This is a genomic window from Pseudomonas machongensis (genome assembly GCF_034961125.1).
In the GTDB taxonomy this organism is placed as follows: domain Bacteria; phylum Pseudomonadota; class Gammaproteobacteria; order Pseudomonadales; family Pseudomonadaceae; genus Aquipseudomonas; species Aquipseudomonas machongensis.
Genome location: NZ_JAYFUI010000190.1, coordinates 1 through 18,061, shown reverse-complemented (window position 1 = coordinate 18,061; position 18,061 = coordinate 1). Strand labels below are relative to the sequence as shown.

The 18,061-nt window shown below is 63.2% G+C and carries 16 protein-coding genes; 5 read left to right on the top strand and 11 right to left on the bottom strand.

From position 1 onward, the window contains the following. Nucleotides 1-131 precede the first annotated feature (131 nt). On the top strand, nt 132-1,160 hold the full coding sequence (gene gnd, locus VA602_RS22485) for a phosphogluconate dehydrogenase (NAD(+)-dependent, decarboxylating) (protein ID WP_256673967.1): 1,029 nt from the start codon (nt 132-134) through the stop codon (nt 1,158-1,160). Then, a complete protein-coding gene (gene zwf, locus VA602_RS22480; RefSeq protein ID WP_323454390.1) occupies nt 1,157-2,662 on the top strand; it encodes a glucose-6-phosphate dehydrogenase in 1,506 nt (501 codons plus the stop codon). The genes gnd and zwf overlap by 4 nt, the downstream gene beginning before the upstream one ends. A gap of 110 nt (nt 2,663-2,772) precedes the next feature. Here the strand turns inward: zwf and VA602_RS22475 are convergent, their stop codons facing one another. Beyond that, nucleotides 2,773-3,150 carry a glycine zipper domain-containing protein gene (locus VA602_RS22475; RefSeq protein WP_054892351.1) on the bottom strand — a complete coding sequence of 126 codons (378 nt, stop codon included), beginning with the start codon at nt 3,148-3,150 and terminating at the stop codon, nt 2,773-2,775. A gap of 75 nt (nt 3,151-3,225) precedes the next feature. Next, complete coding sequence (locus VA602_RS22470) at nt 3,226-3,405, bottom strand: hypothetical protein (protein ID WP_054892350.1); 180 nt, start codon at nt 3,403-3,405, stop codon at nt 3,226-3,228. Between the two features lie 224 nt (nt 3,406-3,629). Between VA602_RS22470 and VA602_RS22465 the strand changes: the two genes are divergently transcribed. Continuing rightward, nucleotides 3,630-4,775 (top strand): GGDEF domain-containing protein, encoded by a 1,146-nt coding sequence (locus VA602_RS22465; RefSeq protein WP_323454520.1) that lies wholly within the window; start codon nt 3,630-3,632, stop codon nt 4,773-4,775. Nucleotides 4,776-4,795: 20 nt separating this feature from the next. On the opposite strand, the gene VA602_RS22460 is transcribed toward VA602_RS22465, so the two are convergent. From VA602_RS22460 to VA602_RS22450, 3 genes are all read right to left on the bottom strand, one after another. Continuing rightward, nucleotides 4,796-5,749, bottom strand: a complete 954-nt coding sequence (locus tag VA602_RS22460) for an ABC transporter substrate-binding protein (protein ID WP_197891382.1) — start codon at nt 5,747-5,749, stop codon at nt 4,796-4,798. A gap of 9 nt (nt 5,750-5,758) precedes the next feature. Beyond that, a complete protein-coding gene (locus tag VA602_RS22455; RefSeq protein WP_153773092.1) occupies nt 5,759-6,823 on the bottom strand; it encodes an LLM class flavin-dependent oxidoreductase in 1,065 nt (354 codons plus the stop codon). A gap of 177 nt (nt 6,824-7,000) precedes the next feature. Continuing rightward, nucleotides 7,001-7,627, bottom strand: coding sequence for a glutathione S-transferase family protein (locus VA602_RS22450; RefSeq protein WP_323454389.1), 627 nt, complete (start codon nt 7,625-7,627; stop codon nt 7,001-7,003). Between the two features lie 266 nt (nt 7,628-7,893). On the opposite strand from VA602_RS22450, the gene VA602_RS22445 reads away from it, so the two are divergent. Further along, complete coding sequence (locus VA602_RS22445; protein ID WP_063544244.1) at nt 7,894-9,228, top strand: OprD family porin; 1,335 nt, start codon at nt 7,894-7,896, stop codon at nt 9,226-9,228. A gap of 105 nt (nt 9,229-9,333) precedes the next feature. Here VA602_RS22445 and glsB read toward each other — a convergent pair whose 3' ends face one another. Then, nucleotides 9,334-10,254: a glutaminase B gene (gene glsB / locus VA602_RS22440; RefSeq protein WP_323454388.1), complete on the bottom strand. Its 921-nt coding sequence runs from the start codon at nt 10,252-10,254 to the stop codon at nt 9,334-9,336. An 86-nt stretch (nt 10,255-10,340) separates the two neighbouring features. Beyond that, nucleotides 10,341-12,314, bottom strand: a complete 1,974-nt coding sequence (locus VA602_RS22435; RefSeq protein ID WP_323454519.1) for a DNA topoisomerase III — start codon at nt 12,312-12,314, stop codon at nt 10,341-10,343. Between the two features lie 249 nt (nt 12,315-12,563). Here VA602_RS22435 and VA602_RS22430 point away from each other — a divergent pair, with 249 nt between their 5' ends. Continuing rightward, nucleotides 12,564-14,414, top strand: a complete 1,851-nt coding sequence (locus tag VA602_RS22430; RefSeq protein WP_323454387.1) for a polyurethane esterase — start codon at nt 12,564-12,566, stop codon at nt 14,412-14,414. Between the two features lie 35 nt (nt 14,415-14,449). Here VA602_RS22430 and VA602_RS22425 read toward each other — a convergent pair whose 3' ends face one another. From VA602_RS22425 to VA602_RS22410, 4 genes are all read right to left on the bottom strand, one after another. Beyond that, nucleotides 14,450-14,884, bottom strand: coding sequence for a GNAT family N-acetyltransferase (locus tag VA602_RS22425; protein ID WP_054892342.1), 435 nt, complete (start codon nt 14,882-14,884; stop codon nt 14,450-14,452). Continuing rightward, nucleotides 14,877-16,043, bottom strand: a complete 1,167-nt coding sequence (locus VA602_RS22420; RefSeq protein WP_054892341.1) for a ribosomal protein uL16 3-hydroxylase — start codon at nt 16,041-16,043, stop codon at nt 14,877-14,879. The genes VA602_RS22425 and VA602_RS22420 overlap by 8 nt, the downstream gene beginning before the upstream one ends. Before the next feature lie 81 nt (nt 16,044-16,124). Continuing rightward, nucleotides 16,125-17,495: an adenylosuccinate lyase gene (purB, locus tag VA602_RS22415; protein ID WP_323454386.1), complete on the bottom strand. Its 1,371-nt coding sequence runs from the start codon at nt 17,493-17,495 to the stop codon at nt 16,125-16,127. A gap of 186 nt (nt 17,496-17,681) precedes the next feature. Then, the coding region (locus VA602_RS22410; RefSeq protein WP_323454385.1) for a DUF489 family protein at nt 17,682-18,061 on the bottom strand (380 nt) is incomplete at its 5' end.

The window sequence follows — 18,061 nt, the reverse complement described above, 5'->3', positions numbered from 1 at the left end:
GTAACAAGCGTAGACGCTTCGTGCGGCGCGCATTCTGAATTCTTTCCCTGTCCTTGGGAACTTTTTTGTTTATGGTGGTCACGCCGTTCGTCGGTGAACCCTCGTGCGGTACGCTGGACTAACCTGAACACCTGAATCGCGTTCGTCATCCATTTTCGCAAGGGGAGCATCGGCACATGCAACTGGGAATCGTCGGGCTGGGCCGCATGGGCGGCAATATCGCAAGACGGCTGATGCGCGCAGGCCACCAGACCGTGGTACACGATCGCAACCGTGATGCCGTCAGCGCTCTGAGCAGCGAGGGCGCCCTGGGCGCCCATGACCTCGGCGCGCTGGTACAGAAACTCAAGGCGCCACGGGCGGTGTGGGTCATGCTGCCGGCGGGCGAGCCTACCGAGCAGACCATCACCCAGCTCGCCGAGCTGCTCGAGCCAGGCGATGCGATCATCGATGGCGGCAACACCTTCTACAAGGATGACATGCGCCGCGCCGCCCATCTGTCAACGCGTGGCCTGCATTATCTGGACGTAGGCACATCCGGTGGTGTCTGGGGCCTGGAGCGGGGCTATTGCATGATGATCGGCGGCGAAAAGGACGTGTTCGAACGGCTGGAGCCGCTGTTCAAGGCGCTGGCGCCGGGCGTGGGTGACATTGCGCGCACCCAGGGTCGCACGGGTGAGCATGGGCGTGCCGAGCATGGCTACATTCACGCCGGCCCGCCCGGTGCCGGGCACTATGTGAAGATGGTGCACAACGGTATCGAGTACGGCTTGATGCAGGCTTATGCCGAAGGTTTCGACTTGCTGCGCAGCAAGGGCGGCACCGAGTTGCCCGAGGACCAGCGTTTCGATCTGAACGTGGCGGAGATCGCCGAAGTCTGGCGGCGCGGCAGTGTGGTCACTTCGTGGCTGCTCGACCTCACCGCCGATGCGCTGGTCGCCGATCCGCAGCTGGCCCAGTTCAGCGGTTCGGTGTCCGACAGCGGTGAAGGGCGCTGGACCATCGATGCGGCAGTCGAGCAGGCGGTACCGGTGCCGGTGTTGTCCAGCGCGTTGTTTGCCCGTTTCCGTTCACGCCAGCAGCAAGGCACCTTCGGCGACAAGGTGCTGTCTGCCATGCGCCTGGGCTTCGGTGGCCATGTCGAGAAGAAGGGTTCATGAGCAAACAGACGATTCCCGCCGCGCCGCCTTGCACGCTGTTCCTGTTCGGCGCCAATGGCGACCTGGTCAAGCGTCTGCTGATGCCGGCGCTGTACAACCTCAGCCGTGACGGTTTGCTGGACCGCAACCTGCGGATTGTCGGGGTCGATCATAACCAGGCCAGCGCCGAGCAGTTCGCCGAGCGCCTGCACGACTTCATGATCGAGCGCGACAAGGGCGGCGAGGGCGCAGGCAAGTGCCTGGACGAAGGGCTGTGGTCGCGCCTGGCCAAGCGCCTGGACTACCAGACCGGCGACTTCCTGGACCCTGCGACCTATGCCGAGATCGGCAAGCGCATCGCCAAGACCCGTCACGGCAACGCCATCTTCTACCTGGCCACTTCGCCGCGTTTCTTTCCTGAGGTGGCTCAGCGCCTGGGCGAGGCCGGCCTGCTCGACGAGTCTGCGGGCGGCTTTCGCCGGGTGGTGGTGGAAAAGCCATTCGGTACCGATCTTGCCAGCGCCGAGGCGCTCAACGCTTGCCTGCTCAAGGTGATGAGCGAGCGGCAGATCTATCGCATCGACCATTACCTGGGCAAGGAAACGGTGCAGAACATTCTGGTCAGCCGCTTCTCCAATGGCCTGTTCGAATCGTTCTGGAACAACCACTACATCGATCACGTGCAGATCACCGCCGCCGAGACCGTCGGGGTCGAGACGCGTGGCGCGTTCTACGACAATACCGGTGCCTTGCGCGACATGGTGCCCAACCATCTGTTCCAGTTGCTGGCGATGGTCGCCATGGAGCCACCGGCGGCCTTCGGCGCTGACGCTGTCAGGGGCGAGAAAGCCAAGGTGATCGGTGCCATCCGCCCATGGTCGCAGAAAATGGCGCTGAAGAACTCGGTGCGGGGGCAGTACGTGGCGGGCAAGCAGGGCCGCAAACGGATGGCCGGTTATCGCCAGGAGCAAAATGTCGACACGCGCAGCCGCACCGAAACCTACGTCGCGCTGAAGGTAATGATCGACAACTGGCGCTGGGCGGGCGTGCCGTTCTACCTGCGCACCGGCAAGCGCATGAGCGTGCGCGACACCGAAATCGCCATCTGCTTCAAGCCTGCACCTTACGCGCAGTTTCGCGAGTCGGAGCTGGAGCGGCCCAAGCCCAACTACCTGAAGATTCAGATTCAGCCCAATGAAGGCATGTGGTTCGATCTACAGGCCAAACGCCCCGGGCCTGAACTGGTGATGGAGAACGTCGAGCTGGGTTTTGCCTACAAGGACTTCTTCAAGATGACCCCGGCGACCGGTTACGAAACCTTGATCTACGACTGCCTGACCGGAGACCAGACGTTGTTCCAGCGGGCCGACAATATCGAGAATGGTTGGCGTGCGGTACAGCCTTTCCTCGACGCCTGGGCCAGTGGTGGCGAAGTGCACGAGTACGAGGCGGGGGAGGATGGGCCCGAGGCCGGCAATGAATTGCTGAGCCGGGACAAGCGCGAGTGGCACCGCCTGGGCTGAAAGACGGCTGAGTAGAGGCCAGCCCAATCCCTGTGGGAGCGGGCTGGCCTTTAGATTTTGAACAAGACATTCGCTCCTGCAGGGCAGTTGCTCCTGCAGGCGTGCGTCAATCAGTGGCGACGGTGCTTCTTGTTCTTGTCGCCCAGGTGGTTGCCGATCGCACCACCGGCCGCGCCGCCAAGGCCTGCGCCGATGGTCGAGCCATTGCTGCCGCCAAGTTTGGCACCCACCAGCGAGCCGCCGGCCGAACCCAGGCCACCGCCGATGGCTGCTTCGGTGCGGTTGCCCTTGCGTGCGCCAACGGCACTGCCGGCTGCGCCACCCAGGCCTGCGCCGATGGCGGCGCCCGTGCTGCCGCCGATCTGCTTGCCGACGACGTTGCCCAAGGCGCCACCCAGGCCGCCACCAATGGCTGCGGTGCCGTCACCGGCGAACGCTCCCTGGCACAGCAGCAGGCCCAGGGCGAGGGAAGGCAGAGTCAGACGCATGATTTCATGAACCTCGAAGGAATCATCAGGATTGGATGCCGCAGGCGTGCGGCGGACAGGGATTGGAGAGACGCTTCAGCGGTAATAACGGTCACGGTAGCGGCGATCGTCGTCATCGCGATCATCGCGGTGATGATGACGGTGACGATCGCGGTCGCCGTCACGCCAGCCATCGTCATCATGGTGACGATGGCTGTGGCAACCGGCGAGCAGCACGACAGCGGCGATCAGCGAAAAACTGGCAAGGCGTGGCATGGCGATGGAAATCCTTGATCCGCAACGGTTTACGGAACAACTGCTGAGACCGGTGAGGATTCATTTGGTTTCAAAGTGGCACAAAATATTACCGCGCCAGGGATAGGCGGCGTGTCTGCGGGCTGCTCTTCTGTCCCGTTGGGTCATGGTCGCGGGCCTGCACGGCTCCTAGACTGTCAGGCAGGCCGCGATTAAGACGGCCATCTGCCACATGGTGAATCATGATGATCGCCCATACTCCTACGCTGTTCGCTGCGGTCGCGCTGGTGGCGACGATCCTGGCTTTCTGTCTGTTGCTGGTCGGGCAGTTCAATCGAGGCGACAACCTGCTGCTGACCGGCTGTGGGCTGTTGGCCCATGCCTTGGCCTATGTCTGTTACACGTTGTTCGGCCATGCGCCTCTGTGGGTGAGCTATGTCTTGGCCAACAGCCTGCTGTCGTTGGCGTTGGCGTTCTATTCGGCGAGCCTGTTCCGGGTGCGCGAGCGCCCCGTGCCGTGGCGGCCGATCTTCGCCATTCCGCTGTTGATGCTGCTGGGCTTGATCTCGCTGCTCGAGACGGTGGAGCCGCGCATGCTGCTGGCGGCCCTGGTGCTGATGTTGCAATGCGTGTTGATTCTCTACTGGGCCCGTCAACGGGCCCTGCACAAGGGCAGGGCACACCTGCTGCTGGTGATCGGTGCCGGCATCAGCCTGGTGGGGCTGGGCATGCGGGTGGTGGCCGTGCTGGCGGGCACGGCGCAGGAGATGCGCTACGACACCAGCAACCTCAAGCAGACGGTGTCGGTGGCGATCGGCACGGCCACGGTGATGATGTACTCCATCGGCCTGGTGTTGATGGCCAAGGAGCGCAGCGAATCGCGCTTGCAGCACCTTGCCGGACACGATGTGCTGACCGGCACGGGCAATCGGCGCGCCATCCTCGAACGTTTCGAGTTCGAGCTGGAGCAGGCGCGCGTAGCGCAGTACAGCTTGGCCGTGGCGATGATCGATATCGACCACTTCAAGCGTATCAACGATGTGCACGGCCATCTGGCGGGGGATGAAGTGCTGTGCCACTGCGTGCGTCAATTACAGCAGCGGCTGCGCGAAGGCGATAGCCTGGGGCGCTACGGCGGCGAGGAATTTCTGCTGTTGTTGCCGCGAACCGAGGGCGAGGGCGCCCTGGCGGCGTTGAACGGTCTGCGCGAAGCCATGGCGAGGAACCCGGCGCGCTTCGCCGGGCTGGAGATCGAGCTGTGCTTCAGCGTCGGGCTCTGGTGCGGTGTGCCGGGGGAGGATGATACCCCGGCACGGCTGATCGCCAAGGCCGACGCCGCCTTGTACCTGGCCAAGGCTGGCGGGCGCAATGCGGTGCGGCTGGCGGCTTGATCCTTCATGCGCCCGGCAGCTTACTGGCTGAACGCGCCGTCGAACGACGTGTCGATGATCGCGCGGGTGTCCAGGGGCTTGGGCAGCGTGCCGGTCTGGACAAGGAAGTCGGCAGTATCCTGGTAGTCCTTCGCCGCCTGCGCATCGACCGGGCCCACGCTCATGTCGGCCTGGCCGATCCAGTGACGCGAGACACTTTGGTCGAGGTTGGCTTTCTTGGCCCAGAGGTCGGCATAGGCTTCCTTGTGCTCACCGACCCAGGCCCGGGCTTTTTGCAGGCGGCCCAGGAAGTCCTCGATGGCGGCGTGCTTGCTGTCGATCGAATCGTTCCGCGCAGCGATGCTGCTCAGGCCAGGCATCAGGCCCTGGGCGGTGACCAGCTTGCGCGCGCCGGAGAACACGATCTGTTGCGAGATATAGGGCTCCCATACCGGGAAGGCATCGATGCTGCCCTGCGGCAGCGCGGCGGCGGCATCGATTGGCATCAGTTTGACGAACTCGACGTAGTCGTGCGGCAGGCCGGCCTTGTCCAGTGCGCGCAAGGTCAACTGCTGGCTCCAGGCGCCTGGCCAATAGGCGACCTTCTTGCCCTTGAGGTCGGCAATGGTCTTGGCGGGGGAGTCCTTGGGCACCAGCAGGGCGATGGTGTCGAGGTTCTGCCGTGACACGCCGATCAGCTTGACGGGCGCCCCTTTGGCAGCCAGGAACAGAAAGCCCGAGTCACCGAGAAAGCCGATGTCCAGGCCACCGGCCTCCAGCCCTTCGGCCACCGGTGCGGCCGACTGGAAGTGCTTGAACTCGACCTTGTAGGGCGCATCCTTGAGGGCCCCGGAGGCTTCCAGCGATGCGCGCACGTTGTAGTAGTTCTGGTCGCCGATGCGCAGGGTGACCTGCTCGGCGGCGATGGCCTGCGCCAGCGGGGTACCAAGGAACAGGCCGGCGAGGGTGACTCGGATCAGGTGGGACAGTTTCATGGGGTTTCCTCAGCTGGCCTGGCGCGTATCCAGGCGTTCGATCTGGTGATGGATGGCGGGGATCAGGGTCTTGCCGTATTCGATGGTGTCGTTCAATGGGTCGAAGCCGCGGATCAGGAAAGTCGACACGCCGAGCTTGTAGTACTCGCCCAACGCCTGGGCGACCTGCTCGGGGGTGCCGACCAGCGCGGTGGAGTTCCAGCGCGCCCCAGTCAGACGGGCAACGCCCATCCACAGACGTTGATCGAGCACTTCGCCCTGTTGCGCGGCGGCCAGCAGACGCTGCGACCCGACGTTCTCAGGCTGGTGGTCGTGCAGCGGCAAACCGAGTTTCTGGCGTGCATCGCGGACCTGCTCGAGGATCTCGGCGGCGCGCTGCCAGGCGGCCTCCTCGGTATCGGCGACGATGGGGCGGAACGACACCGAGAAGCGCGGGGCGCGCTGTTGCACAGCGGCGGCCTGGCGGACCTTGGCGATATGCTCGGCGACGGCGGCCAGGGGTTCGCCCCAGAGCATGTAGGTGTCGGCATGTTGCGCTGCGACCCGCACCGCGGCATCCGATGAACCACTGAAGTAGATCGGGATATGCGGACGCTGCACGGTTCGTACGGCGGGCGAGGCAGCGTTGAAACGATAGAAGTCGCCGGAGAAGTCCACCGGTTGTTCGGCGGTCCAGATTGCCTTCAGGGCATCGAGGTATTCGCCGGTGCGCGCATAGCGGTGATCGTGGTCGAGAAAATCGCCATCGCGTTGCAGGTCCTGGTCATTGCCACCGCTGACCACGTTCAGCGCCAGGCGGCCCTTGCTGAATTGATCGAGGGTCGCCAGTTGCCGCGCTGCCAGGGGCGGGCTGATCACCCCTGGGCGGTAGGCCAGCAGGATGCCCAGGCGTTCGGTGGCAGCGACGGCGAACGAACTGACCACTGCGCCTTCCGGCCCGTTGGAAAAATAGCCGACCAGGATGCGGTCGAAACCGGCCGCTTCATGGGCTTGGGCGAAGCGACGCACGTAGTCCGGATCGACCGCATCTCCCGTGGGTTGGTCGACCTCCGAGCCGGGCGAGGCGGTGATCATGCCGAGGATTTCGACGCTCATTGCTGGGTTCCTTTGCTGGGACAAGGTTGCCTGGCGTTGAGCGGTTTAGAAGAAAACGAGCTGGCCGGGCTTCTTCTTAGAATCTAACGGCCAGCTGTAAATGATGGAAATTCATTTTTTGCATATTCTAATATGCAAAATAATTTTATTGCTCGCTCAGGGCGTTCCGTTTCTGCCGTGCAGTCGATAGCCTTCCCGCTCGCTCAGGCGCGCGTAGTAGTCAGCCACTGCAGGCAGGTGCGGGTGCTCGAACGGTGTCTCGAACCAGCGGTTTACCGACAACCCGATTGGAATGTCTGCCAGGGAGAACGCCTTGCCGGCAACATAGGCGCCAGTCTTTGCCAACTGTTGGTCGAGGATCTGCATATGTCGCGACCATTCGCCGAGGCTGGCATTGAGCGCCTGTTCATCCTGATGCGCACCTGACTGCCTGACCAGCGCCATGAAGGCGTAGCTCCAGGAGCGATTGAGATCGCTGGCCTGCCAGTCGATCCATTGATCGACAAGCGCTCTAGCCACTGCGTCGGCCGGGTATATCCCTGCCGCTTGCCCATAGCGGTTGGCGAGATAGCGGATGATGGTATTGGACTCCCACAGCGTAAGGTCGCCGTCCTGGATTACCGGGACCATGGCATTGGGGTTCAGGGCCAGGAATTCAGCGGTTTGGGTGGGCTGGAAACCTGAACCCCAGTCTTCGCGGTGGAATGGAAGGTCGATTTCGGCGCAAGTCCACAGCACCTTGCGCACGTTGATGGAACTCGCCTTACCCAATATTCGCAGCATGTCATCATCCTTTTTGCTAAGCAGCCGAAACAGCGGTGTGCTGTAGCGTCCAAGCGTATCTGTAAAAGCCCTGCCTGAGGTCATGGAACTGAAACCTTTCTCCCTGCCGATAGTGGTTTTTTGCTAGCATTCGGTCCCTATAGCACAATCGAATAAAAATCTTTTTCGATTGTTGTTAAAGTAATAACGCTTGACGTTCAAACGTATCGAAACTCGGCCCTCGCGTTCAGCGAGAGGCCTATAAGAAAAGCTAGAAAGGAGCACACATGTACAAATGCACACTGCCAGTGGCCGTTGCACTGGCCAGCCTGTCGCTGGGGGCGCAGGCGGCAGGTTTCGTGGAAGACAGCAAGGCTTCGGTCACTGCGCGCAACTTCTACATCAATTCCGACAACCGCAATGGCACTGCCAACCCGTCGAAGCAGGAGGAGTGGGGCCAAGGCTTCATCTTCAACTTCACTTCCGGCTACACCCAGGGCACCGTTGGCTTTGGTGTAGACGCCATCGGCCTGACCGGCTTCCGTCTGGATTCGGGCAAGGGTACCCACTACAACCCGACCAGCACCGCCAAGGGCGGTACTGTGTTCCCGACCGATTCCGATGGCCGCGCCGTTGACGACTTCAGCAGCCTGGGCGTAACCGGCAAGGTCAAGATCTCCAAGACCGAAGCCAAGCTCGGTGTACTGCAGCCCAAGCTGCCAGTAGTCACCTACAACGACGGTCGTCTGTTGCCGCAAACGTTTGAGGGTGGCCAGATCACCTCCAACGAGATCGACAACCTGACCCTGATCGGCGGCAAGCTCGAGCATGCCAAGGGCCGTAACAGCACCAACATGGAGTCGCTGACCATTGCCGGCTCCAACGGCAACCCGGCCACCGCCACCTCCAACCGTCGCAGCAACGCCTTCTACTACGCCGGTGCCGACTACAAGCTGAGCAAGGACTTGCTGCTGCAGTACTACTACGGCAACCTGGACGACTTCTACAAACAGCACTTCCTGGGCCTGACCCACAACCTGGCGCTGCCAGTGGGTTCGTTGAAGTCCGACCTGCGTTACTTCTACAGCGATTCCGACGGCAAGAACGCCAGCACCGAAGGCCGCCTGGCTGGCTATCGCGCATCGGGCTACCAGAACAACGGTGAAGTGGACAACCGCACCTGGAGCGCCAAGTTCACCTACTCGCTGGGTAGCCACGCGCTGAGCGCCGGTTACCAGCGTGTCAACGGCACCAGCGACTTCCCATTCCTGAACCAGGGCGACGGTGCAAGTGCCTACCTGATCACCGACGTGCAGATCGGCAAGTTCCTGCGTGCCGGCGAGCGCACCTGGCTGGCGCAGTACGCCTACGACTTCGCCGCTCTCGGCGTACCCGGCCTGACCGCCAACGCCATCTACCTGAAGGGCACCAACGTCAACTCGGCGGGCTCGGACCGTTCGGAGTGGGAGCGTGACTTCAGCCTGGCCTACGTCGTTCAGGAAGGTACCTTCAAGGGCCTGGGCCTGCAGTGGCGTAACGCTGCGCTGCGCACCGACGTATCGGGCCAGCGTGACCAGGACGAAAACCGCCTGATCGTGAGCTACACCTACAACTTCTTCTGACATCGGGTCAGCCCGGCTACGGGTAGTTGTAGTAAAACAAACCCCACCAGGGACCTCCCTGGTGGGGTTTGTTTTTCAAGGTGCGCTGCGATTGAAGCGTCAGGCCTACAGCACTGCGGAAAACACGGAGCCGGTGATCCGCTCGCTGAGCAACTCCAGTGCCCGCAGCCCCGCCAGCGAGTTACCTGAGGCGTTCAGCGCCGGCGACCACACGCAGATGCTATAGCGCCCCGGCACTACCGCGACGATGCCACCGCCCACTCCACTTTTGCCCGGCAGGCCCACGCGATAGGCGAAGTTACCCGCCTCGTCGTACAGCCCACTGGTGGCCATGATCGCATTCACCTGTTGCGCCTGGCGCGGGCTGAGCACGTGCTCGCCGCTGTGCGGGCAGTAGCCGCTGTTGGCCAGGAAGGCAAAGCCACGGGCGACATCGACGCAATTCATCGACAGCGCACAATGATGGAAGTAGCTGCGCAGCACGGCGTCGACATCGTTGTGGAAGTTGCCGAACGCCTGCATCAGGTAGGCCATGGCGGCGTTGCGGGCGCGGTGCTGGTACTCGGAGTCGGCTACGACCGGGTCACTGACGATGCGTGGGTTGGCTGCCAGGCGGCGGACGAAGTCGCGCATCGACAAGGGCGGGGTGGCATAGCGCGACTGATTGATGTCGCAGATCACCAGCGCACCGGCATTGATGAAAGGATTGCGTGGGCGACCTTTTTCCACTTCCAACTGAACCAGCGAGTTGAACGCCTGCCCGGAGGGCTCGTAGCCCAGGCGCGTCCAGATATCCTCGCCACTGTGGTTGATCGCCTGGACCAGGCTGAAGACCTTGGAGATGCTCTGGATCGAGAAGGGCGTATGGGCATCGCCGGCGCAATGCAGCTGGCCGTCCAGGCTCTGCACGGCGATGCCGAGTTGTTGCGGGTCGACCCGGGCGAGGGCGGGGATGTACTGGGCGACCTGGCCCTGGCTGAGCAGCGGGCGGACCTGATCGAGGATTTCTTGCAGTAATGCTTGCATGGGGGCCTGCGCGGAGCGGGTTCAGGGTTTGTATGCTGTACAAGACGAGCGTTGGCGAGGCGGCGACACACCCCAGGATGTGATCGTCAGCTGGACTTCCCCGCAGGCCGTCTTGGAGATTTGCTTGCACGAGGTGCGGCTTTGCTGCCGGCGGTTTTGCCCTTACCGCTGCTGCGGCGTTTTTTCTTCCAGGGTGCACCTTTGCCACCGGCAACCAGGGGCGGGCCGCTGATGGTCAGGCGCATTCCCGCGCAGCGTTGCACCAGCTTGCCCATCCAGGCCGACTGCCGGGTGACGAACTCTTCCAGGCTCATTTCGCCGCTTTGAACCATGTCCAGTGCCTGTTCCCAGATCGCAGTGGTGCCGGGGTCGGCGATGGCCCGTGGCACGGCGTCGATCAGGCTGAAGGCCGCGGCGGTGGCGGACAGCGCCTTGCCGTGCTTGACCAGGTAGCCGCGGTCGAGCAGGCCCTGGATGATGCTGGCCCGGGTCGCTTCGGTACCGATGCCGGTGGTTTCCTTGAGTTTCTGCTTGAGCTGCGGGTCGTCGACCAGCTTGGCGACATTCTTCATCGCCTTGATCAGGTCGCCCTCGGTGAACGGCTTCGGCGGCTGGGTCCACAGGTCTTTCAGCTGCAGGTCCTGGACCCTGCAGTCGTCGCCTTCGCGCAGTTGCGGCAGAACTTGCGCGGGTGGCGCTTCGCGTCCCTTGGTTGGAGTCAGTGCCTCGGGCAGGGCGCGGCGCCAGCCGGGTTCGACGATCTGCTTGCCCACTGCACGCAAGGCGTGCCCGGCACAGTCCAGTTCGGCCTGGGTGCGATCGTACTCGTGATTGGGCAGGAACTGCGCCAGGTAGCGCGCCCGGATCAGGGTATAGACCGCTTTGTACTTGGGGGGCAGGCGCGCAGGATCGCTGGCGGCGGCGGTGGGGATGATGCCGTGATGCGCGCTGACCTTGGCGTCGTTCCAGGCGCGGGAGCGGCGGTGTGGCTCCAGATGCGCCTGCAAGGGGGCGAGGCTCGTGTCGGCGCGTTGCAGGGCGGCGAGAACGGCGGGCGCCTCGGCGTGCTGGCTGAGCGGAAGGTAACCACAGTCGCTGCGCGGGTAGGTGATCAGCTTGTGGGTTTCGTAGAGCGCTTGGGCGATGTCGAGGGTTTCCTGGGCGCCAAGGCCGAATTTCTTGGAACACAGCTCCTGCAGGGTACCGAGGTCGAAAGGCAAGGGTGCAGCCTCGCGCACACGCTCGGTCTGTACCTTGAGCACCTGTGCGCTACCTGCGCCCTGCATCTGGGTGGCGGCCTGCTGGGCGATTGCCTGGTTCAGGCAACGGCCCTGATCGTCGCAGGTGTCTTGTGGTGCACGCCATTGGGCGTTGAAGACCTGGTCCGAATGCGCTAGCTGCACCTCGATCGCCCAGTAGGGAACTGGCACGAAGTCGGCGATGCTGCGGTCGCGGTCGACCACCAGGCGCAGTGTCGGTGTCTGTACCCTTCCTACCGGCAGCACGCCTTGATAACCGGACTGGCGACCAAGCAGGGTGAACAGGCGGCTCATGTTCATGCCGATCAACCAGTCGGCCCGCGAGCGACCAAGGGCCGAGTGATAGAGGCTGAAGGTTTCGCTGCCGGGGAGCAGGCGGGCCAGCGCCTTGCGGATCGAGGCGTCATCGAGCGCGGAGAGCCACAGCCGCTGGATCGGCCCGCGGTAGCGGCAATGCTCGACCAGTTCGCGAGCGATCATCTCGCCTTCACGGTCGGCATCGGTGGCGATCACCAGCTCCCGGGCTTCGCTGAGCAGACGCTTGACCGCCTTGAACTGGCTGGCGGTCTTGGGCTTGACCAGCATTTTCCATTTTTCCGGAATGATCGGCAGATCATCGAGCGACCAGCGCTTGTAGCGTGCGTCATAACTGTCGGGCGGTGCGGTTTCGAGCAGGTGGCCGATACACCAGGTGACGCAGACATCAGTGCCTTGCCAGCAGCCGTCGGCCTTGCGGTTGGCACCCAGTACCTTGGCGATGTCTTTTGCCTGAGAGGGCTTTTCACAGAGAAAAAGGCGCATGGCCGTGAACGCTTCATCGAGGTTGATGGCGACTAGGATGCGCAAGACAGGGCGCGCAGGCAAGATTTATCTGTATGCATGTACAGGTTATTGCCAGGAAATATGTCCGCAGGTTTGGCATGAATGCCACGGCATCGGGCTTGGATGACCGGCCGGTACCGTGCCAGCGTTGTCGTTCGCCTGCCAGATGTGTCAATGGACGATGTCGCTTGTGGGCCTTCACTCCAATCACAACAAGGAAGTCGGATCATGCCTCTATTCGATTACCGTCAGCTCGACGGTGCTGCCTCCTACGCGCTCTACAAGGATGCCATGGCCCTGGCGATCTATGCCTATCATGGTATCGACGACGGTTTCTCTGCTGGCTACCAGAAGCACGGCTTCGGCCTCGGGTTGCCGGCAACCCTGGTCAAGGCTCTGATCGGCGGCACCGACAGCCAGGGCGTGATTCCCGGCATCCCCTGGAATCCCGACTCCGAGGCCAAGGCCCTGGCGCAGGTCAAGGCGGCTGGGTGGACGCCAATCAGTGCCGCACAGTTGGGTTACCAGGGCAAGACCGATGCGCGTGGCACCTTCCATGGCGAGGCACCGGGCTACACCTCGGCGCAGGTCGAGGTGCTCGGCCGTTATGCCGGCGATGGCCAGCTTATTGGCCTCGGTATCGCCTTTCGTGGCACCAGCGGCCCGCGGGAGAATCTGATTGGCGACACCCTCGGCGATGCCATCAACGACCTGCTGGCAGCGCTGGGGCCAGCCGACTACTCACGCAACTACGCCGGCAATGCTTTCGACCGCCTGCTGGGCGATGTCGCGACGTTCGCCAGGGCCCACGGCTTGTCAGGTGCCGATATCACCGTCAGCGGCCACAGCCTTGGCGGGCTGGCGGTCAACAGCCTGGCCGACCTCAGTGCTTCGCGCTGGGGCGGCTTCTACCAGGATGCCCGCTATGTTGCCTTCGCCTCGCCCACGCAGGCTGCCGACCCCGACAAGGTGCTCAATATCGGTTACGAGAACGATCCTGTGTTCCGTGTGCTCGACGGCACGGCGCTGACCTGGGCGACCCTGGGCGTGCACGATGCCGCCAAGCCCTCGACCACTGACAACATCGTCAATTTCAATGACCACTACGCCTCCGACGCGTGGAACCTGCTGCCGTTTTCCATCGGCAATATCGCCACCTGGCTCTCGCACCTGCCGGCAGCCTACGCCGATGGCCTGGGTCGGGTAGTGGATTCGCCGTTCTACTCCTGGACCAGCCGCGACTCGACAGTGGTGGTCAGCAACCTGTCCGACGCCACCCGTGGCTCGACCTGGGTACAGGACCTCAATCGCAACGCCGAGCCGCACATTGGCAGTACCTTCATTGTCGGTTCGGCCCAGGACGACCTGATCCGGGGCGGGCGCGGCAACGACTACCTGTATGGCGGCGCAGGCAATGACACCTTCCGCGACGACGGCGGTTTCAACCTGATAGACGGCGGCGCCGGACATGACACCCTGCATCTGGGGGATGCGCTGGCGCGCTTCTCGATAGCCCGGGATGGCGAGGGCACGCTGTATGTGCGTGATGCCGAGGGTGGGATCAGCCAGGTGCGCAATGTCGAGTCGCTGGTGAGCAAGGAAAGCAGCCTGGTGTTCTTCAGCAAGGACGTCAGTCACGCAGTGACCGTCAATGGGCTGCTCAGCAGCGGCAAGCTGGATCCCTACGCCCTGTCGGTCAGCGGCGGACAAGGCAATGATCAGTTGGTGGCCGGCAACCAGGGCCAGTGGCTGTTCGGCCTGGGTGGCGATGATCGTCTGGTGGGTGGGGCAGGCGACGATGTGCTGGTGGGCGGTGCCGGGAATGATGTGCTCAGTGGCGGCGGTGGACGAGACACCTTTCTGTTCAGCGGGCACTTCGGGCAGGACCGGGTGCTGGACTTCACCGGGCAGGACCGGTTGGTGTTCATGGGCGTTGAAGGCGGGACGGCAGCGCCGGATTGGCGTGACCACCTGAGTCGGGTGGGGGATGACCTGGTGCTGTCGTTCGGGCGCGATAGCGTGACGTTGGTGGGGATTGCGGGGCAGGGGCTTGGGGATGGGCAGATCGTGATTGCCTGAGCAACGGAGGGGCCGGCAGCGCCGGCCCCGTCCGATCAGGCGATCTCGCGTGAATCGCGGACCATGTCCACGTGCGGGATGCCGGCCTCGAGGAACTCTTCGCTGACCACCTTGAAACCCAGGCGCTCATAGAAGGGTGTGGCATGTACCTGGGCGCTGAGCATCTGCTGCTTGAGGTCACGGTTCTGCGCTTCGATGATGACCGCATTCATCAACGCGTCACCGACTTTCAGACCACGCCAGTCCTTGAGCACCGATACTCGACCGATGGTGCCGTCTGGCAACAGGCGCGCGGTGCCGATCGGGTAGTCACCTTCCATGGCCAGGAAATGGACCGCGGTCGGATCTTCGGCATCGAACTCCAGCTCTGGCGGCACGTGCTGCTCGGCGACGAATACCGCACTGCGGATACGATGGATATCGGCGTTGTCTTTATGCCAGTCGGCGAGGCGAACGCGGATCTTATTCATTGGCAAATCCCAGGCTTCCTTGTTGAACCAACTGGCAGACAAGCGTGAGGCCTTCTTCGTCTTCCAGCCACTCTACAAGGTTTTCGCTGTGCAGGGCGTCGGCTGAACAAATCAGTTGCAAAAGAGCACGCAGATGACCGGACAGCAGGCGGCTCTGGCCGCTGGCGAACAGCAGCAGGTTGTCGTCGACTTCCGACCAGGCCAGGCGTGCGCTCGGGTTGCGCACCAGGATCGCGCCCTGTTCTAGATAATTGATCAGCTCTTCCTCGCTCAGCGCCTCGCCTGCCACCTGCTCGGGGTAGCGCGGCTCGGTCATGAACTGGCCGAACCAGGTCAGCAGCAGGCGCTCGTCACCCATGTGCTCGGCCAGCAGGGCCTTGAGGCGGTCGAGGGCGTCGTGCTGGATCTGGTGTGGGTCGCTGACAGGTTGGGCGTCGGCGTCGCTGTAGCGCTCTTCGTCAGGCAGGAACTGGCTGAGGAAGTCGGTGAAGTGGGTCAGCACTTCGGCAGCGCTTGGGGCGCGGAAACCGACCGAGTAGGTCAGGCAGTCGTCCACGGCCACACCGTAGTGGGCCAGGCGCGGCGGCAGGTAGAGCATGTCGCCCGGCTCAAGGGTCCATTCGTCGCTCTGCTCGAAATCGGCGAGGATGCGCAGGTCGGCGTGCTCGATCAGCGGGCTGTCGCTGTTGCACATCTGGCCGATTTTCCAGTTGCGCTTGCCGTGGCCCTGCAGCAGGAATACGTCGTAGTTGTCGAAGTGCGGACCGACGCTGCCACCGGGGGCGGCAAAGCTGATCATCACATCGTCGATTCGCCAGCTGGGCAGGAAGCGGAAGTTCTCCAGCAGCTCGGCCACCTCCGGAACGAACTGGTCCACGGCTTGGACCAGCAGGGTCCAGTCACGCTCGGGCAGGGTGGCGAAGGTGTCTTCCTCGAACGGGCCGCGGCGCAGCTCCCATGGGCGTTCGCCGTGCTCCAGCACCAGGCGCGATTCGACCTCTTCCTCAAGGGCCAGGCCGGCCAGCTCGTCCGGATCGATCGGGCTTTCGAAGTCGGTGAAGGCCTGGCGCACCAGCAGGGGCTTCTTCTGCCAGTAGTCGCGCAGGAATTCACGAGCGGTGAGGCCGCCAAGCAGCTGCAGTGGAGTATCAGGATTCATGTTCAACCTATTGAAAAAACGTAATTTTCGTCCGGGAATAAAAACGCCCGGCTGAGCCGGGCGTTGTACGCAGGGCGCAGGTCAGATGCGTTTGGCCTGGGTGGCTGCGTTGCCGATGTAGGTGGCCGGGGTGAGCACCTTGAGCTCGGCCTTGGCGTCGGCCGGCATGTCCAGGCCGTCGATGAAGGTCAGCAGCGCTTCAGGGGTGATGCCCTTGCCACGGGTCAGCTCCTTGAGCTTCTCGTAGGGGTTCTCGATATTGAAGCGGCGCATGACGGTCTGGATCGGCTCGGCCAGTACTTCCCAGCAAGCGTCGAGGTCGGCGGCGATGCGCGCTTCGTTGACCTCCAGCTTGCCGATGCCCTTCAGGCTGGCTTCATAGGCGATGACGCTATGGGCAAAGCCCACGCCCAGGTTGCGCAGCACGGTGGAGTCGGTCAGGTCGCGCTGCCAGCGCGAGATCGGCAGCTTGCTGGCCAGGTGCTGGAACAGCGCGTTGGCGATACCGAGGTTGCCTTCGGAGTTTTCGAAGTCGATCGGGTTGACCTTGTGCGGCATGGTCGAGGAGCCGATTTCGCCAGCGACGGTCTTCTGCTTGAAGTAGCCCAGCGAGATGTAGCCCCAGACGTCGCGGTCAAAGTCGATGAGGATGGTGTTGAAGCGAGCGATGGCATCGAACAGCTCGGCGATGTAGTCGTGCGGCTCGATCTGGGTGGTGTACGGGTTGAACTGCAGACCCAGTTCGTCTTCGATGAAGGCGCGGGCGTTCTGCTCCCAGTCGATCTGCGAGTAGGCCGACAGGTGGGCGTTGTAGTTGCCCACGGCGCCGTTGATCTTGCCCAGCAGCGGCACGGCGGCGACCTGGGCGATCTGGCGCTCCAGGCGGTAGACGACGTTGGCCAGCTCTTTGCCCAGGGTGGTCGGCGAGGCCGGCTGGCCGTGGGTGCGCGACAGCATTGGCACGTCGGCGTGCTGGTGGGCCAGGGCGCGGATGGCCTCGGCGATCTGGCGCATCAGTGGCAGCAGCACCTCGTCACGACCGGCGCGCAGCATCAGGGCGTGGGACAGGTTGTTGATGTCTTCGCTGGTGCAGGCGAAGTGGATGAACTCGCTGACCTTGGCCAGCTCAGGCAGCTTGGCGGCCTGCTCCTTGAGGAGGTATTCGATCGCCTTGACGTCGTGGTTGGTGGTGCGCTCGATTTCTTTCACACGCTCGGCGTGCTCGAGCTTGAAGTCGGTCGCCAGGCTGTCCAGCAGAGCGTTGGCTTCGGCGGAGAACGCCGGCACTTCGCCGATCTGCGGGTGGGCGGCCAGACGCTGCAGCCAGCGTACTTCGACCAGGGCGCGGAAACGGATCAGGCCGAATTCGCTGAAGATGGGGCGCAAGGCCTGGGTTTTGCCGGCGTAACGGCCGTCTACAGGGGAAACCGCAGTGAGCGAAGAGAGCTGCATGGGGTGTTCTCGGACAGTCAGGCTTTTGGAAGGGCGCATATCATACATGAAAATTGCGCCTGGGTCGGGTGGCTGACCAAAGGTCGGCCGTCGAAACGCGTGTCGCGGTTCCTGTGGGAGCGGGCTTGCCCGCGAATGCGGGGGTGAGTCCGGCATCGCATTCGGGGGCAAGCCCACTCCTACAGGTCAGGAAGGCGCGCGCATCATGTCGTACAGTTCATTGAGCAACTTGCGTCGGCTTAACACCAACTGCCAGCGATGCCCGCCCAGCTGGCGCCACAGGCGTGCGGCGCGGATGCCCGCCAGCAGCAGGGCGCGGATCTTCGAGGCGTTGCTGGCCTGCTGCAGGAAGCGCATGTCGCCGTGCACCTGGATGCGCTGACGCAGGGTGCTCAGGGTGTCCTGGTACAAGGCTCCGCTGGAAGCGATGACGTTTTCGTGAACCAGGCCGAAATGATCGGCTTGCGACTGGATCTGCGGCAGACGGTTGCCGATGGTGTCGAGCAGGTCGCCACGCTTGGCCAGTTGACGCTCAAGGCCCAGCATCGAAAGGGCGTAGCGCAGCG

What these genes read in the sequence shown, in the direction of transcription:
- VA602_RS22430 (WP_323454387.1), top strand. Translation starts at nt 12,564, where the DNA reads ATGCCTCTATTCGATTACCGTCAGCTCGACGGTGCTGCCTCCTACGCG.
- VA602_RS22465 (WP_323454520.1), top strand. Translation starts at nt 3,630, where the DNA reads ATGATCGCCCATACTCCTACGCTGTTCGCTGCGGTCGCGCTGGTGGCG.
- VA602_RS22450 (WP_323454389.1), bottom strand. Translation starts at nt 7,627, where the DNA reads ATGCTGCGAATATTGGGTAAGGCGAGTTCCATCAACGTGCGCAAGGTG.
- VA602_RS22470 (WP_054892350.1), bottom strand. Translation starts at nt 3,405, where the DNA reads ATGCCACGCCTTGCCAGTTTTTCGCTGATCGCCGCTGTCGTGCTGCTC.
- VA602_RS22425 (WP_054892342.1), bottom strand. Translation starts at nt 14,884, where the DNA reads ATGAATAAGATCCGCGTTCGCCTCGCCGACTGGCATAAAGACAACGCC.
- VA602_RS22435 (WP_323454519.1), bottom strand. Translation starts at nt 12,314, where the DNA reads ATGCGCCTTTTTCTCTGTGAAAAGCCCTCTCAGGCAAAAGACATCGCC.
- purB (WP_323454386.1), bottom strand. Translation starts at nt 17,495, where the DNA reads ATGCAGCTCTCTTCGCTCACTGCGGTTTCCCCTGTAGACGGCCGTTAC.
- VA602_RS22420 (WP_054892341.1), bottom strand. Translation starts at nt 16,043, where the DNA reads ATGAATCCTGATACTCCACTGCAGCTGCTTGGCGGCCTCACCGCTCGT.
- glsB (WP_323454388.1), bottom strand. Translation starts at nt 10,254, where the DNA reads ATGCAAGCATTACTGCAAGAAATCCTCGATCAGGTCCGCCCGCTGCTC.
- VA602_RS22445 (WP_063544244.1), top strand. Translation starts at nt 7,894, where the DNA reads ATGTACAAATGCACACTGCCAGTGGCCGTTGCACTGGCCAGCCTGTCG.
- VA602_RS22455 (WP_153773092.1), bottom strand. Translation starts at nt 6,823, where the DNA reads ATGATCACCGCCTCGCCCGGCTCGGAGGTCGACCAACCCACGGGAGAT.
- VA602_RS22475 (WP_054892351.1), bottom strand. Translation starts at nt 3,150, where the DNA reads ATGCGTCTGACTCTGCCTTCCCTCGCCCTGGGCCTGCTGCTGTGCCAG.
- VA602_RS22460 (WP_197891382.1), bottom strand. Translation starts at nt 5,749, where the DNA reads ATGAAACTGTCCCACCTGATCCGAGTCACCCTCGCCGGCCTGTTCCTT.
- zwf (WP_323454390.1), top strand. Translation starts at nt 1,157, where the DNA reads ATGAGCAAACAGACGATTCCCGCCGCGCCGCCTTGCACGCTGTTCCTG.